General features: G+C 70.0%; 15 protein-coding genes, 1 tRNA gene and 1 pseudogene. 12 read left to right on the top strand and 5 right to left on the bottom strand.

Annotated features, from left to right (window positions below; all coding sequences use genetic code 11):
• From MVG78_RS14340 to MVG78_RS14325, 4 genes and pseudogenes are all read left to right on the top strand, one after another.
• Entirely contained in the window at nt 1-222 is a 222-nt protein-coding gene (locus tag MVG78_RS14340) for a DUF2274 domain-containing protein (RefSeq protein ID WP_247552549.1), read from the top strand.
• Nucleotides 223-460: 238 nt separating this feature from the next.
• Nucleotides 461-679: a hypothetical protein gene (locus tag MVG78_RS14335; protein ID WP_247552547.1), complete on the top strand. Its 219-nt coding sequence runs from the start codon at nt 461-463 to the stop codon at nt 677-679.
• 21 nt (nt 680-700) lie between these two features.
• The gene (locus MVG78_RS14330) at nt 701-1,087 is read left to right on the top strand and encodes an HVO_A0114 family putative DNA-binding protein (protein ID WP_247552545.1); all 387 of its coding nucleotides are present in this window, start codon (nt 701-703) and stop codon (nt 1,085-1,087) included.
• A pseudogene (locus MVG78_RS14325) lies at nt 1,084-2,127 on the top strand (recombinase family protein); the annotation flags it as partial. The gene MVG78_RS14330 and the pseudogene MVG78_RS14325, both read left to right, overlap by 4 nt.
• Before the next feature lie 189 nt (nt 2,128-2,316).
• On the opposite strand, the gene MVG78_RS14320 reads toward MVG78_RS14325, so the two are convergent.
• From MVG78_RS14320 to MVG78_RS14310, 3 genes are all read right to left on the bottom strand, one after another.
• Entirely contained in the window at nt 2,317-2,658 is a 342-nt protein-coding gene (locus tag MVG78_RS14320; protein WP_247552543.1) for a hypothetical protein, read from the bottom strand.
• A gap of 45 nt (nt 2,659-2,703) precedes the next feature.
• A tRNA-Ser gene (locus tag MVG78_RS14315) sits at nt 2,704-2,794 on the bottom strand.
• Between the two features lie 109 nt (nt 2,795-2,903).
• Entirely contained in the window at nt 2,904-3,869 is a 966-nt protein-coding gene (locus MVG78_RS14310) for a 2-hydroxyacid dehydrogenase (RefSeq protein WP_247552541.1), read from the bottom strand.
• A 156-nt stretch (nt 3,870-4,025) separates the two neighbouring features.
• On the opposite strand from MVG78_RS14310, the gene MVG78_RS14305 reads away from it, so the two are divergent.
• The 3 genes from MVG78_RS14305 (at nt 4,026) to MVG78_RS14295 (ending at nt 6,291) form a co-directional block, all read left to right on the top strand.
• On the top strand, nt 4,026-4,814 hold the full coding sequence (locus tag MVG78_RS14305; protein ID WP_247552539.1) for an SDR family oxidoreductase: 789 nt from the start codon (nt 4,026-4,028) through the stop codon (nt 4,812-4,814).
• A gap of 16 nt (nt 4,815-4,830) precedes the next feature.
• A complete protein-coding gene (locus MVG78_RS14300) occupies nt 4,831-5,343 on the top strand; it encodes a YaiI/YqxD family protein (protein ID WP_247552537.1) in 513 nt (170 codons plus the stop codon).
• An 81-nt stretch (nt 5,344-5,424) separates the two neighbouring features.
• Entirely contained in the window at nt 5,425-6,291 is an 867-nt protein-coding gene (locus MVG78_RS14295; protein ID WP_247552535.1) for a tellurite resistance TerB family protein, read from the top strand.
• A 16-nt stretch (nt 6,292-6,307) separates the two neighbouring features.
• On the opposite strand, the gene MVG78_RS14290 is transcribed toward MVG78_RS14295, so the two are convergent.
• Together MVG78_RS14290 and MVG78_RS14285 are read right to left on the bottom strand one after the other, a co-directional pair.
• Complete coding sequence (locus tag MVG78_RS14290; RefSeq protein ID WP_247552533.1) at nt 6,308-7,414, bottom strand: M20 aminoacylase family protein; 1,107 nt, start codon at nt 7,412-7,414, stop codon at nt 6,308-6,310.
• Nucleotides 7,415-7,496: 82 nt separating this feature from the next.
• Nucleotides 7,497-9,083: an ABC transporter substrate-binding protein gene (locus tag MVG78_RS14285; protein ID WP_247552531.1), complete on the bottom strand. Its 1,587-nt coding sequence runs from the start codon at nt 9,081-9,083 to the stop codon at nt 7,497-7,499.
• Nucleotides 9,084-9,577: 494 nt separating this feature from the next.
• On the opposite strand from MVG78_RS14285, the gene MVG78_RS14280 reads away from it, so the two are divergent.
• The 5 genes from MVG78_RS14280 (at nt 9,578) to MVG78_RS14260 (ending at nt 13,949) form a co-directional block, all read left to right on the top strand.
• Nucleotides 9,578-10,813 carry a TCR/Tet family MFS transporter gene (locus MVG78_RS14280; RefSeq protein ID WP_247552529.1) on the top strand — a complete coding sequence of 412 codons (1,236 nt, stop codon included), beginning with the start codon at nt 9,578-9,580 and terminating at the stop codon, nt 10,811-10,813.
• Between the two features lie 50 nt (nt 10,814-10,863).
• Complete coding sequence (locus MVG78_RS14275) at nt 10,864-11,106, top strand: hypothetical protein (protein ID WP_247552527.1); 243 nt, start codon at nt 10,864-10,866, stop codon at nt 11,104-11,106.
• A gap of 110 nt (nt 11,107-11,216) precedes the next feature.
• On the top strand, nt 11,217-12,884 hold the full coding sequence (locus tag MVG78_RS14270) for a DUF4139 domain-containing protein (RefSeq protein ID WP_247552525.1): 1,668 nt from the start codon (nt 11,217-11,219) through the stop codon (nt 12,882-12,884).
• A gap of 41 nt (nt 12,885-12,925) precedes the next feature.
• Nucleotides 12,926-13,258: a hypothetical protein gene (locus tag MVG78_RS14265; protein ID WP_247552523.1), complete on the top strand. Its 333-nt coding sequence runs from the start codon at nt 12,926-12,928 to the stop codon at nt 13,256-13,258.
• A gap of 130 nt (nt 13,259-13,388) precedes the next feature.
• The gene (locus MVG78_RS14260; protein WP_247552522.1) at nt 13,389-13,949 is read left to right on the top strand and encodes a type 1 glutamine amidotransferase domain-containing protein; all 561 of its coding nucleotides are present in this window, start codon (nt 13,389-13,391) and stop codon (nt 13,947-13,949) included.
• Nucleotides 13,950-13,992 lie beyond the last annotated feature (43 nt).

Genomic DNA, 13,992 nt, shown 5'->3' with positions numbered 1-13,992 from the left:
ATGACCAAGCTCAAACTCGGCCCCGTCGCCGACGACAAGCCCGTCAAGATCACGGTGGATCTGCCGGCGCAGCTTCACCGCGACCTGACCGCCTATGCACAAGTGCTGGCCCGCGAAAGCGGCCAGCCCGCCGCCGATCCCGTCCGGCTGATCGTGCCGATGCTGGAGCGGTTCATCGCCACGGATCGGGGTTTCGCCAAGGCGCGGCGCGCACCTGGCTGACCCGCTGCCGGCATCCCTGCGAAGGGTGCCGTCAGCGCACAGGCGCGAATACGGCACGCTACGGGCCGCCGATCCCCCTCCATGCTTCGTCTTATTCCGGGGCTTCCAGCCGGCCGGAATCCAGCGAACCACGGAGGATTTCATGTGCGCAGCACGCCGTAGCGCAAAGAGGGGCCGCCCACGCCAACCGGTTCCCCGAACGCTCCCCGACGACCTTTATGATTATGACTGCGACCCCGTGCCGCGCATCAGCTCGCCGCGCGTCAGTCCGCCCCATGTCTTTGACATCGAGAAGCTGCCCGTCATCGACGACTGGCCCGATGAAGTGCCGATCACCGAAGCCGAGATCGCGGTGTTCGAGCGCTGGTTCGGCGACGTGTTCGACGAGATGTTCGGATCGCTCGATCTGCCCGATGGCTTGAAGATGTTATCTCGTGATGATAAGGAAAAGCCCTGATCTGGAACATCGGGACTTGCCATGACAACGCTGAAAGTCGGGATCGCCGACCCGGAGGAAATGAAAGCCCGCACCATGCGGATCGCGCGCGGCGAGGAAAGGCCCGCGCAGGGCGATCCGACCGTTTGGTTCGCTTCCACCGAGTCCTTCGCCCGGCTGTTGTCGGCGGGCAATCGCGAATTGCTCCGCGTCATCTATGAGCAGGAACCCGGCTCGCTGGAGGAACTGGCGCAGCTTACGGGCCGCGCGACACCGAATGTCTCGCGCACGCTCAAGAAGATGGAGAGTTTCGGCCTTGTCCGCATGGAGAAGGGCAAGGGTCTCAAGCTGGTGCCGAAAGTGGTCCATGACCGTGTGGAGCTGGTGCTGCCCCTGATCGAACGCCGCAAGAAAGGAGGACGCATATGAACGTCCAGTCTCCCACCGTTGCATTGCGCGCCGCTCTTTACCTGCGCGTCTCGACCGCCCGGCAGGCCGAGCATGACGTGTCGATCCCCGATCAGCGCAAGCAGGGCGAGGCGTATTGCGCCGCGCGCGGCTACCAGCTTGTCGAAATCTTCGTGGAGCCGGGCAACACGGCCACCAACGACCGCCGCCCGGAGTTCCAGCGGATGATCGAGGCGGGCACGTCGAAGCCCGCGCCGTTCGACGTGGTGCTGGTTCATAGCTTCTCGCGTTTCTTCCGCGATGCTTTCGATATGGAGTATTACTATCGCAAGCTCGCCAAGAATGACGTGCGCCTCATTTCGATCACGCAGGAACTGGGGGACGACCCGATCCACGACATGATGCGGCGGATCATGTCATTGTTCGACGAATACCAGTCGAAGGAGAACGGCAAGCACGTCACGCGCGCACTGAAGGAGAACGCCCGTCAGGGCTTCTGGAATGGCGCGTTGCCGCCGATCGGCTACCGGATCGCCGCCGCCGAGCAGCGCGGAGCCAAGACCAAGAAGAAGCTGGAGATCGACCCGCTGCACGCCGACACGATCCGGCTGATCTATCGGCTCGCTCTGGAAGGTCAGGGCGACAGCGGCCAGATGGGCGTCAAGGCTATCGTCAAGCATCTGAACGCCAAGGGCATCTTCACCCGCGATGGCGGCCGCTGGGGCATTGGCCAGGTCCATCGCGTCCTGACCCGCCGCACCTATATCGGCGAACATGAGTGGGGGAAGCGCAGCAAGCACAACGACCCACGCTCTCCCGGCGAGATCGTCATCGTCCCGGTGCCCGCCATCATCGAGCGGGAGACCTTCGACGCCGTTCAGTCTCTTTTGCAGGCTCGCAATCCCAAAACAGAGCTGCCCGCCCGCGTCGTGATCGGCCCGACGCTGCTGACGGGCATCTGCTATTGCGGCAACTGCGGCGGAGCGATGACCATCCGCACCGGCAAGAGCGGGCGCTATCGCTATTACGCCTGCTCGATCAAGGCACGGCAGGGCGAGACCGGCTGCAAGGGCCGCGCGATCCCGATGGACAAGCTCGATACTATGGTGGTCAGCCATATCGAGGATCGCTTGCTCGATCCCGACCGGCTGGAAAAGCTGTTGGGCAGCATCCTTGGTCGCCGCGAGGATCAGGCCGAACGCCGCCGCGAACATATCGCCTCTTTGCAGCGGCAGGCGACCGAATCGGAATCACGCCTCAAGCGGCTCTACGACGCTATCGAGGCGGGCGTGGCCGATCTGGACGACCCGGCGCTCAAGGAGCGTATCGCCGGCCTCAAGGTCATCCGCGATCAGGCGAGGGCCGATGCTGACCGGGCACAGGCGCTGCTCGACAGCCCGACCCACAACGCCATCAGCCCGGCAATGATCGAAGGTTTCGCCGACCGCGCACGCCAGCGTATCCGGGGCAGCGAAGGGGGCTATCGGCGGGATCACCTGCGCGCGCTCGCCCAGCGTGTCGAGGTCGCGGACGACGCAATCCGCATCATGGGATCGAAAACGGAACTGCTCAGGACGCTTATCGCCGGCCAAGGGCGGCAATCGGCGGCGATTGGCGTGCCCAGAAGCGGACTGAAATGGCGGACAGGGTGGGATTCGAACCCACGATACGCTTTTGACGTATACGCACTTTCCAGGCGCGCGCCTTCGACCACTCGGCCACCTGTCCAATGACGGCGCGGATAGCCGAGCCCGGAAGGCAGGGCAAGCCCCCAGGCGGCGGATTCATGCAGCGGATTTGTCATGAACGTCCCGCCCGCCCCACCACGGCCCTCCGCTCAGGCCACCCGGTGCGGCGGTTCCTCGCCCCGCCGCAGCAGCGCGTCGAGATTGTCGAGGCAGCGGAAGCCCATGGCGTCCCGCGTCTCCTCGGTGGCGCTGCCCAGATGCGGCAGCAGGGTGACGTTGGGCGCGGTGTGATAGCCCTCGAAGATCCGGGGCTCGCCGGCGAAGACATCCAGCCCGGCGGCGCGCAGATGCCCGGAATGCAGGGCGGCGCAGAGGGCGGCATCGTCCACCGTGCTGCCCCGGCCCGTGTTCACCACGATGGCGCCCTTGCGGAGCTGCGCGATACGCCTGGCATCGAGCCAGTTCCGCGTGCCTTCGCCGCCCGGAATATGCATGGACAGCACATCCACCGCGCCCAGGAACTCCTCGTCCCCGCCATGAAAGATCGCGCCGGCCTCCTGCTCCGGCGCGAGGCGGCCGCGGTTGCGGTAGTGGACCTCCATCCCGAAGCCGCGCGCCATCCGCGCCAGGGCCTGGCCGATGCGCCCCATGCCCAGGATGCCGAGCCGCTTGCCCTCCAGCGTCACGCCGAGGAGCTGCGTGGGCGACCAGCCGACCCATTCCCGCGCCCGCACCATCCGCTCCGCCTCTCCGGCGCGGCGGGCGCACATCAGGATCAGCAGCATGGCGATCTCCGCCGTGGCCACGCTCAGCACATCGGGGGTGTTCGTCACCACGATCCCCCGGCGCCGCGCGGCCTCCAGGTCGATATGGTCGGTGCCGACGCTGAAGGTGGCCAGGACCCGCACGCTGTCGGGCAGGGCCGCGATGGTGGCGCCGTCCATCGGGTCGCCCGCGGCACAGAGGATGCCCTCCACGCCCGCCGCGAGGCGGACCAGTTCCGCCCCCGTCAGCCCGCCATCCTCCGCCCGCGTCACGCAGGCATAGTCCCGCGCGGCACGTGCCATCACGGCCGGGGGATAGTGACGGGTGAGCAGGATGCTGGGCTTCGCCATGGCCGGTTCTCTCCTGAAAGGTCCGGCGCGCAGCATGGACTCAGGGGGCGCCCAGTTCCAGGCGGGCTCCAGGGGGGCAGGCGGGGCGGCGGCAGCTTGCCTTGGACCGGGCGGCGGTCCAGCTTCCCGGCGAATCTTGGCGGAAGGAAGAAGCCGATGGATCTCGGTCTGCGGGGCAAGCGGGCTCTGGTGATGGGCGCCTCCAAGGGTCTCGGCCGCTCGGTGGCGGAGGCCCTGGCGGCGGAAGGCGTGGCGCTCGCCATTTCCGGGCGCGAGCAGGCGAGCCTGGACAAGGTCTGCGATTCGCTGCGCTCCCTCGGCGCGCCGAAGGCCGTGGGCATTCCCGCCGATGTCGCGAAGGCGGCGGAGATGGATGCCCTGGCCGATGGCGCGCTGGCGGCGCTGGGCGGGGTGGACATCCTCTTCCTGAACCATGGCGGCCCGCCGCCCAGCACGGCGCTGGGGCTGACGCCGGAGATGCTGGAGACCTGGTTCCGCCCCGCCGTGCTCTCGCCGATCCAGGTCGCCAACCGCCTCCTGCCGGGGATGCGGGAGCGCCGCTGGGGCCGGATCATCTCGGTGGGCAGCATCGGCATCGAGCAGCCGATCGCCAACCTCGCCATCTCCAACACGCTCCGCGCCGCGCTGGCGGGCTGGAACAAGACCCTTTCGGCCGAGGTGGCGAAGGAAGGAATCACTTGCAACATCCTGGCCCCCGGCGCCTTCCGCACCGACCGCACCGCCGAGACGGCGGCGGCGGCGGCGAAGAAGAGCGGCCGCAGCCTGGAGGATGTGATCGCCGACCGGGCGAAGAGCATCCCCGCCGGCCGCATGGGCGAGCCCGACGAGTACGGGCCGATGGCGGCCTTCCTGGCCTCGGACAAGGCCGCCTATCTCACCGGCTGCATCCTCCGCGTCGATGGCGGCGCGACGCTGAGCACCTGAGGAGGGGCGCCCGGGCATGAACGGAGAAGGCGGGCGGCCCGAGATCTTCGTGGACGGGGATGCCTGCCCGGTGCGCGACGAGGTCTTCCGCACGGCCGCGCGCCTCGGGCTGGTGACGCATGTCGTCTCCAACGGCGCGCGCGGGGTGCGGCTGCCAGAGTCGCCCGACATCCGCCGCGTGATCGTGGAGGCCGGCGCGGATGCCGCGGATGACTGGATCGCGGAGCATATCCGCCCCGGCGATGTCTGCGTCACCGCCGACATCCCGCTCGCTTCCCGCTGCCTGAAGGCGGGGGCGCGGGCGGTAGCGCCCAGCGGCACGGTCTGGAGCGAGGACAATATCGGCCAGGCCCTGGCGGGGCGGGAGGTGTCGCGCCACCTCCGGGAGCTCGGCGTGGAAACGCGGGGACACGGGAGCTTCGGCGCGAAGCAGCGTTCCCGTTTCCTGCAGGCGCTGGATGCCGAGATCCAGGCCAGTTTGCGCGGCGCGGCGCCGAAGCCGGCCTCCTGGCCGGATTTCTTCGCCTGAGGGTGCCGCTGCCGGGCGCGGGCGATCACATGAACGAATGTCCATCTTGCGGCTGCCCCACCCGGTCCCGACATGGGGTGCATGATCGACGCCAAGAACCTTCTCGACCGTTTTCTCGGCCAGGGTGGCGCCGCCGGGGTGCTGCGCCAGATGGCTGGGGGCTCCACGGCTGCGCGCGGCGCTGAACCGGGCCGGGACGGGAACTCGCCCTGGACCCATCCTGGCGGCACTTCCACAGGCGGTTCCGGCCTGAACCTTCCCGGTGGTTTCTCCGGTGGTTCCCTGGGCGGGCTGGCCGATGCCGCGCGGCAGGCGATGGGCCAGTCCGGCAAGGGCGGGCTCGCCGCTGGTGGCGTGGCGGGCGGGCTGCTCGGCCTGCTGGTCGGCGGCAAGAAGAAGGGCGGGTTGAACCGGGCGCTCACCCATGGCGGTGCCGCCTTGCTCGGGGCCCTGGCCAGCCGGGCCTATGAGAACTGGCAGAAGGGCCAGCCGCCCGCCCAGGCCCCGGTGGCCACGCCGCAGGAGGTGGAGGGGGTGGAGGAGCGTTTCCTCCCCGCCGCGAAGCCGGCCCCGGACGGGCAGCCTTTCGAACTGGCCCTCATCCGCGCCATGATCGCCGCCGCCAAGGCGGACGGGCATATCGACGCCGGGGAGCAGCGCCGGATCTTCGCGAAGGTGGAGGAGGCCGGACTCGATGCCGAGGCCAAGGGCTTCGTCTTCGACGCGCTGGCCGCGCCGGTCGGCATCCCGGAGGTCGCGTCCCTCGCCGGCACGCCGGAACAGGCGGCGGAGCTCTACCTGGCCTCCCGCCTCACGGTCGATCCGGACCAGCCGGCGGAACGCGCCTACCTGGAGGCGCTCGCCCACCGGCTGAAGCTGCCGGAAGGGCTGGTGGCGCATCTGGACCGGCAGGCGGCCGGTGTCACGGAGGGGGTGGCGGCGGGCTGAGCCCACCGCCTTCGCGTCAGCCCGCGATGCCCTTCGGCATCCCCATCTCGACCAGCCGCGCGTACATGGCGGAGCCGTAGGGGATCGAGGCGTCGTTGAACTTGTAGCCCGGGTGGTGCGGGGAGAAGCCTTCCTCCCCGTTGCCCACGTTCAGATAGGCGCCCGGCACCTTCTCCAGCATGAAGGAGAAGTCCTCCGACCCCATCACCGGCGGCTTGCCCACGGTCAGCTTCTCCTCGCCGACCAGATCCTTCGCGGCGGCGATCACGCTGTCCACATGTTCCGCCGTGTTGACCGTGGGGGCGAAGATCAGGCGCCAGTCCAGGCTCGCCGTCGCGCCGAAGCCGGCGGCGATGCCCTCGGACAACCGGCGCATCGCCTCCTCGATCTGCGTGCCCACCTCGCGCGAGAAGAAGCGCGCCGTGCCGGAGATCGTGGCCGTCTGCGGGATGACGTTGTACGCATCGCCGCCCTGCACCTTGGTCACGCTCACCACCGCCTGCTCGCGCGGCGAGAGGTTGCGCGAGACGATGGATTGCAGCGCGGTCGCGATATGGCAGGCGGTCAGCACCGGGTCGATGCTGCCCTCCGGCCGCGCGCCATGGGAGCCCTTGCCGCCCACGGTGATGTCGAAGAAGGCGCCGCCCGCCATGGCCGGGCCGGTGCGCACGGCGAAGGTGCCCACCGCCATGCCGGTGTGGTTGTGCATGCCGAAGATGCGGTCGCAGGGGAAGCGTTCGAAGAGCTTGTCCTCCAGCATCGCCAGCGCGCCGCCGCAACCTTCCTCGCCCGGCTGGAAGATGAAGTTCACCGTGCCGTTGAAGTTCCGCGTCTCGGCCAGGTACCGCGCCGCGCCCAGCAGCATGGTGGTGTGGCCGTCATGGCCGCAGGCATGCATCTTGTTCGGCACGGTGGAGGCATAGGGCAGGTCCGTCATCTCCTGCATCGGCAGCGCGTCCATGTCGGCGCGCAGGCCGATGGACTGCTGCCCGTTGCCGGAGCGCAGCACGCCGACGACGCCGGTCACGCCGACGCCGCGATGCACCTCGATCCCCCATTCTTCCAGCTTCCGCGCCACGATCTCCGCGGTGCGGTGCTCCTCCAGCCCCAGTTCGGGATGCATGTGCAGGTCGTGGCGGATCGCCTCCAGCTCGTCCTGGTAGGTCTTGATCTCTCGAACGCGGTCATCGTGTCTGTTTCCGGTTTCAGGCGCGCTTGATGCCCCAGAAGACGAAGAGGCCCTTCGGCACGTCGCGGAGATCGCGGCGATAGGCTGTCTTGTAGAGATACTGGCCGGTGGGCAGGAACGGCACCTCCTGGAAGGCCACGCGCTGGATGTCGCTTGCGATCTTCTTCTGGGTCTCCAGGTCCGGCGCGTCGAGCCAGGCTTCCTTCAGCCGCTCGATCTCCGGGATGTCCGGCCAGCCGAAGAAGCCGCTCCTGCTGCCGCCGCTGCGCAGCACCTGCGTCACCGCCGGGTTCACCATGTCGAGTCCGGCCCAGGTGGTGTTGAACATGTTCCAGCCGCCCTTCTCCGGCGGCTCCTTGCTGGCGCGGCGCTGCACCAGCGTGCCCCAGTCGGAGACGACATACTCCACATTCATCCCCAGGCGCCGCAGCAGGTCGTTGCAGACCTCGCCCAGCGCGGCGAGGACGGGGTTGTCGCTCGGCGCCATCAGCACCACGCGCTCGCCCTGGTAGCCTGCCTCGGCCAGCTCGCGCTTCAGCGCCTCCATGTCGCGCTTGCCGGTGATCACCGACAGGTCGGTGTCGTTGGCCATCGGCGAGCCCGGCGTGAAGATGCCGATCCCGGCCTTCCACAGCGACGGGTCGGTGCCCGCGGCGGCGGTCATGAAATCCTCCTGCGACATGGCGCGCAGGACGACGCGGCGGACCGCCGGCTTGTCGAAGGGCGGATGGAGGTGGTTGAAGCAGCCGGTGCCCAGCGTGCCGAGCGGCGTGGCGACCTCGGTCTGGATGCCGCGATTGCCCTCCAGGATCGGCAGCAGGTCGTTCGGCGGGTTCTCCCACCAGTCCACCTCGCCATTCTGCAGCGCGGCGGTGGCGGTGCCGGGATCGGGCATCACATGCCACTCCACGCGGTCGAAATGCGCGATCTTCGGCCCGGCGCCCCATTCCACCGCGCCATCCGCGCGCGGTACGTAGTGCGGGTTCTTCTCATAGACCACGCGGGCGCCGACCACGCGCTCATCGGGTTTCCAGCGGAAGGGGCCGGAGCCGATCACCTCCTTGATCTGCACCGCCGGGTCCGCCTGCGCCAGGCGTTCGGGCATGATCAGCAGCGCGGGTGGGCCGACCTTGGCCAGCGTGTCCAGCATCGCGCCGAAGGGGCGCTTGAGACGGATCACGAAGCTGCGGTCGTCCGGCGCGGTCATCTCCTCGGTGCGTGCCAGCAGCGCGGCGCCCAGCGAATCCCGCTGCGCCCAGCGCCGGATCGAGGCGATGCAGTCGCGCGCCCGCACCGGCTCGCCGTCATGGAACTTCAGCCCTTCGCGCAGGCGGAAGGTCCAGAGCCTGCCGTCATTCTCGACCCTGTGGCCCTCGACCATCTGCGGCTGCGGGCGGAGCTGCGCGTCCAGGCCATAGAGCTGATCCCAGATCATCAGCCCATGCGTGCGGGTGATGTAGGCGGTGGTCACGACCGGATCGATCACCGTCAGATCCGCCTGCGGCACGTATGTCAGGACACGGGAGCGGGCGGACTGCGCCAGCGACGGGCGCGGCATGACGGCAGCGGCCGCGGCCCCGGCCAGCAGGGTGCGTCGGTACATGGTTCGGGAAGCTCCACCGTTGGGGATCAGGCCCGGGATTGGCGCGGCGCCTTCGCGCTTCTGCGGCACAGGAAACACGTCGGCGGAGGAAGGGGCAAGGGGCGGGGTCCGTGCCGCATCCATGCCACCGATCTTTTCGTTGACAGGCTTTCCCGCGCGGGCCTAGGCATCGTCCCGCCGTAACGCCTCCATCGCGGCCCAGGAAGGAAGAGACCATGTCGGAGATCGCGGAAACCCGCTGATCGGAGCACCTCCAGGCCATGTCCCTGGGCAGCTCTCTCCCGGCCATGCCGATCGCGGCATCGCCGCCCCGCATGCATCCCTCCCGGTTCATCTCCCCATGATGTCCCACCGCTGACCGGCGGCCTCGCCTGACCGGTCCCTGCCGGTTCTCCCCGCCGCGAATCCGGCGCGGGCGGACCGGCCCCGATCCTCATCCGACCCGACCCGCCGCTCCCGCCATGCCATGCGGTGGCGGCCATACAGGACATGCCATGCAGGCCACACTCTCCGCCGGACGCCGGAAGGCCGCGACCGGCTTTATTCTCGTCACCGCTATGCTCGACATCATGGCGATGGGCATCGTCATTCCCGTCCTGCCGCTGCTGATCGAGGAATTCTCCGGCTCCAACGCGCGGGCCGGGATCGTCAACGGCGTCTTCGTCACGCTCTGGGCGGGGATGCAGTTCCTGGCCTCGCCGCTGATCGGCTCGCTGTCCGACCGCTACGGGCGGCGGCCCACCATCCTGGTCTCGGCGGCCGGGCTGGCGGCGGACTACGTGCTGATGGCCCTGGCACCCAATCTCTGGTGGCTGGCCCTCGGGCGGCTCATCGCCGGCGTCACCTCGGCCAGCTTCACCACCGTCTATGCCTATATGGCCGATGTCACCGCGCCGGAGGGGCGGGCGCGCGCCTATGGGCTGATCGGCAGCGCCTTCAGCGCCGGTTTCGTCGCCGGGCCGCTGCTGGGCGGGGTGCTGGGCGACATCTCGCCGCGCATGCCCTTCTGGGTCGCGGGCGGGCTGAGCGGCGTGGCCTTCCTCTACGGCCTGCTGATCCTGCCGGAATCCCTGCCGCCCGAACGGCGCATGGCCTTCTCCTGGCGCCGCGCCAATCCTTTCGGGGCGCTGCGCCTGCTGCGCTCGAAGGCGGAACTGACGGGCCTCGCCTGCGTCACCTTCCTCCTGCATTTCGGGCACACCGTCTTCCTGGCGGTCTTCGTGCTCTATGCCGGGGAGCGCTATGGCTGGGGCCCCTGGCAGGTCGGGCTGCTGCTGGCCGTGGTCGGCGCGCTGGACATGGTGGTGCAAGGGCTGGTGGTGGGACCGGTGGTCCGCCGCCTCGGCGACCACCGGACCATGGTGATCGGCCTGTCCTGCGGCACGCTGGGCGTGGCGGGCATGGGGCTGGCGCCGACGGGCACGCTCTTCGCCCTGACCCTCCTGCCCAACGCCTTCTGGGCCCTGGCCATGCCGACCCTGCAATCGCTGATGACCCGGCAGGTGTCGGAGTCGCAGCAGGGGCAGCTCCAGGGCGCGGTGATGAGCGTGGTCAGCATCGCCGGGATCGTGGCGCCGCTCTTCTTCGGTGGCATCTATGCCGTCACGGTGGAGGAAGGCTCGCCGCTGCCCTGGCCGGGGCTGTCCTTCCTGATCGCCGCCCTCCTCCTGCTGTCGGCGGCGCTGCTCGGCTGGCGGCTGGGCCGGCGCCCGGCCCTCGCGGGGTCCTGAGCGGGGCCGGCCCCCTTGCCCCCGGCCCCGCTGCCCGGCAGGAAAGCGCCATGAGGAGCCCTGCGAAACTTCCACCGGCGCAAGCGGCCCGGTCCCGGCTGCTGGAAGACCAGGCGCTGCTGCGCACGCGCTTCATGCGGGCGCGGCTGACCGAGGTCTCGGCCCGGTTCGAACCGGCCTTCCGCAACCTTCTGCTGGCCCGCTTGAAGGAGGCTTCGGCCCGCGACGCGCGTTTCGCGGAACTGGCGGCACGGCTGCTGCATTTGCCGACCCGTTCCGGCCCGCATCTCTGAGGCCCCTCCCTCCGGCCGGAGGGAGGGCGAGGCCGTTCTTCAAGTCTGTCCGGGCGGGAGGATGGAGTCTAAGCCTTCCCGAAAGCGAATTTCGAGGAGGCCGGGACCCCATGCCACGGAAACTGCCGCTGCTTCTGTCCTGCTCGCTGCTGGCCCTGGCAGCGACGGAGCATGGGCGCGCGGATGCGGCGGAACTGCCGGTCCGCGCCGTGACGCTCTCCTCCGCCGGGATCGCGCAATACGAGCGCGCCGGCCGGCTGGAGGCCGGGGAAGGGGTCTCCTTCCGCATCCCGGTCGATTCCGTCGATGACCTGCTCAAGAGCCTGACCGTCTCCGACTCCGCCGGGCGTGTGGTGGGCATCCGCCTGCCCGCGCGTGACATGGCGGAGGAGGCGCTGCGGGGCCTGCCGCTGCGGCCGGAGGATTTCGCCGGGCGCGCGTCGCTGCTGAACGCCCTGCGCGGCCAGGAGGTGACGGTGGGCGAACTCGCCGGTCGCCTCGCCGGGGCCAGCGAGGATGAGAGGGGCCTGCATGTCTCGCTGATGACGGAGAAGGGCATCGCCGGTGTCACGGTCGGGGAGGGGGTGGAGGTCACGCTGCGCGACGCCGCCCTGGCTGCCCGAATCCGCCGCGCCGCCGAGGCCCTGGCCGCCGCCGGGACGGGTCAGGAGCGGCAGGTCGAGATCGCGCTCCAGGCCGACCGGGCGCGGGACGTGACGCTGCGCTATGTCGCCGGGGCGCCGCTGTGGAAGCCCACCTGGCGCATCGAGGCCCCGGCCACCGGTACGGGCGACGCCGCCAGGGCGCGGCTCCAGGGCTGGGCGGTGGTGGAGAACCACTCCGGCGCCGACTGGGACGGCGTGCGGCTGGCCCTGCTCTCGGGCGAGGCCGCGTCCTATCGCCAGAACCTCTACGATCCCATCCTGGTGGACCGGCCGGAGATCCCCGTGCCAAGGGCCACGCCGGTGCTGGTGGACCCGGATACCGGTGCCCGGCCGGCACCGCCCGCGCCGCCGGCACCTCCTGTGGCGGCCATGGCGGCGCACCCGGCCTATCGCATGCGGGCCGATGCCGCCGAGGCCGCCCCCATGGCTCCTCCCGCGATGGAAGCCACGGCGGAACCCGCCCCGGGGCGGATCGCCTTCACCCTGCCGGAGCCTTTCAGCCTGCGTGGCGGCGAAACGGCGAACATCCCCTTCCTGGATGCGGGGCTTCCGGCGGAACGGGTCTGGTGGGTGCAGGATGCCGAGGCCCGCTTCCCGCTGGCGGCTCTGCGCCTGCGCAACGACACCGGCCACACCCTGCCGGCCGGGTTGGCAACGATCTATGGGGCCTCTGGGCCGGAGGCGGGCAGCTTCCTGGGCGATGCCCAGCTCGCCACGCTGCCATCCGGGGAAAGCCGGGTCATCGCCTTCGGGCGCGACCGCGACGTGCAACTGTCCAGCCGCATCAGCCGGACCGAGCGCTCCACCGGCATCCGCTTCGAGCGCAACCGGGTGATCCGCGATTTCGACCGGATCGAGGAAGTGGCCTTCGCCATCGACCCGCATGGCGCCAAGGGCCGGATTCTGATCGACCTGAGGCGGCGGCCGGAGATGGAACCGGCTTTCGAGGCCAGCTCGGTGGGCGCCGACAGCCTGCGCCACGAGGCGGTGCTGGATGGGAGCGCCTCCACCCTGCGCCTCGCCTTCCGCCAGCCCGGGCACCAGCCCATCCCGCTCTGGGACCCCGGCCTGGGCGCGATCCCACGCTGCTGCCCTGGCGCAGCCTGGACCTGAATGCCGACCTGCCGCGCCTGCCGGGCGGGGCGCTGAACGGGATGGGATCGCTGGAACGCCTGCGCGAGATCCTGGCTGACCTGCCTGAAGGCGCCAGCGGCCGGGCGGAACTCTCCGGGCTGGTGGAGGTCCTGGCGGAGCAGCGCCGCCTGCTGGGCGTATTCCAGGCGGCGGCGCGGGAGGCCGGGCTGGCCGAGGCCGCCCTGACCCGTGCCCGCGCGGCGGTGGAGGACCGCAGCGGTCAGGCCCGGGAACAGGCGCGTGCCCAGTTGAACCGCGCCTCGCAGGAGGCCGAGCGTGCCGGGCAGGCCGCCGATGCGGCCTGGGCCGCCTGGCAGAAGGGCGTCCAGGCGCTGCGGGCCCGCACCGGCTGAGGCCGGACCCATGGGACCGGGCATGGCCGGGGCCACAACCCTGGGCCATGCCGTTCGTTTTTCCCGGCAGGCGGAGGATGGGGCCAGGGTGTCCCGCCTCCGGTTCCACGGAACGACGAGGAGTATTCCCATGGCGGATGCGAAGAACCGCAAGGTGGCCATCCTGGCGACGGATGGCGTCGAGCGCGTGGAGCTGACCGAACCCATGAAGGCCCTGCGCGAGGCCGGGGCCGAGGTCGTGGTGGTGTCCCTGAAGGGCGGGGAAATCCAGGCCATGGACGGGGACGTGAATCCCTCCGGGAAGATCCGGGTGGATCTGGAGGTCTCGGCGGCGAAGCCCGAGGGGTTCGATGCCCTGGTCCTGCCGGGTGGCACCACCAACCCCGACAAGCTGCGCCAGGACGAGGCGGCGGTAAGCTTCGTGAAGGGCGTCGTCCAGGCCGGCAAGCCGGTCGCGGCGATCTGCCATGGCCCCTGGACGCTGGTGGAGGCCGGGGCGGTGAAGGGGCGGAAGATGACCTCCTACCCCTCGCTGAAGACCGATCTCCGCAATGCCGGGGCGGAATGGGTGGACGAGACCTGCGTGGTGGATGGCAACCTCATCACCTCCCGCAATCCCAAGGACCTGCCGGCCTTCTGCGCCGCCGTGGTGCGCGCGGTGGAACAGGCGGCACCCCGCAAGGCGGCCTGAGTCCGCGGGCCTGTTACAGCACGACACTCTGGAACCGGTTGTC

Origin of the sequence: Roseomonas gilardii subsp. gilardii, from assembly GCF_023078375.1 — a bacterium.
In the GTDB taxonomy this organism is placed as follows: Bacteria; Pseudomonadota; Alphaproteobacteria; order Acetobacterales; family Acetobacteraceae; genus Roseomonas; species Roseomonas gilardii.
This window is presented reverse-complemented; position numbering and strand designations above follow the sequence as displayed.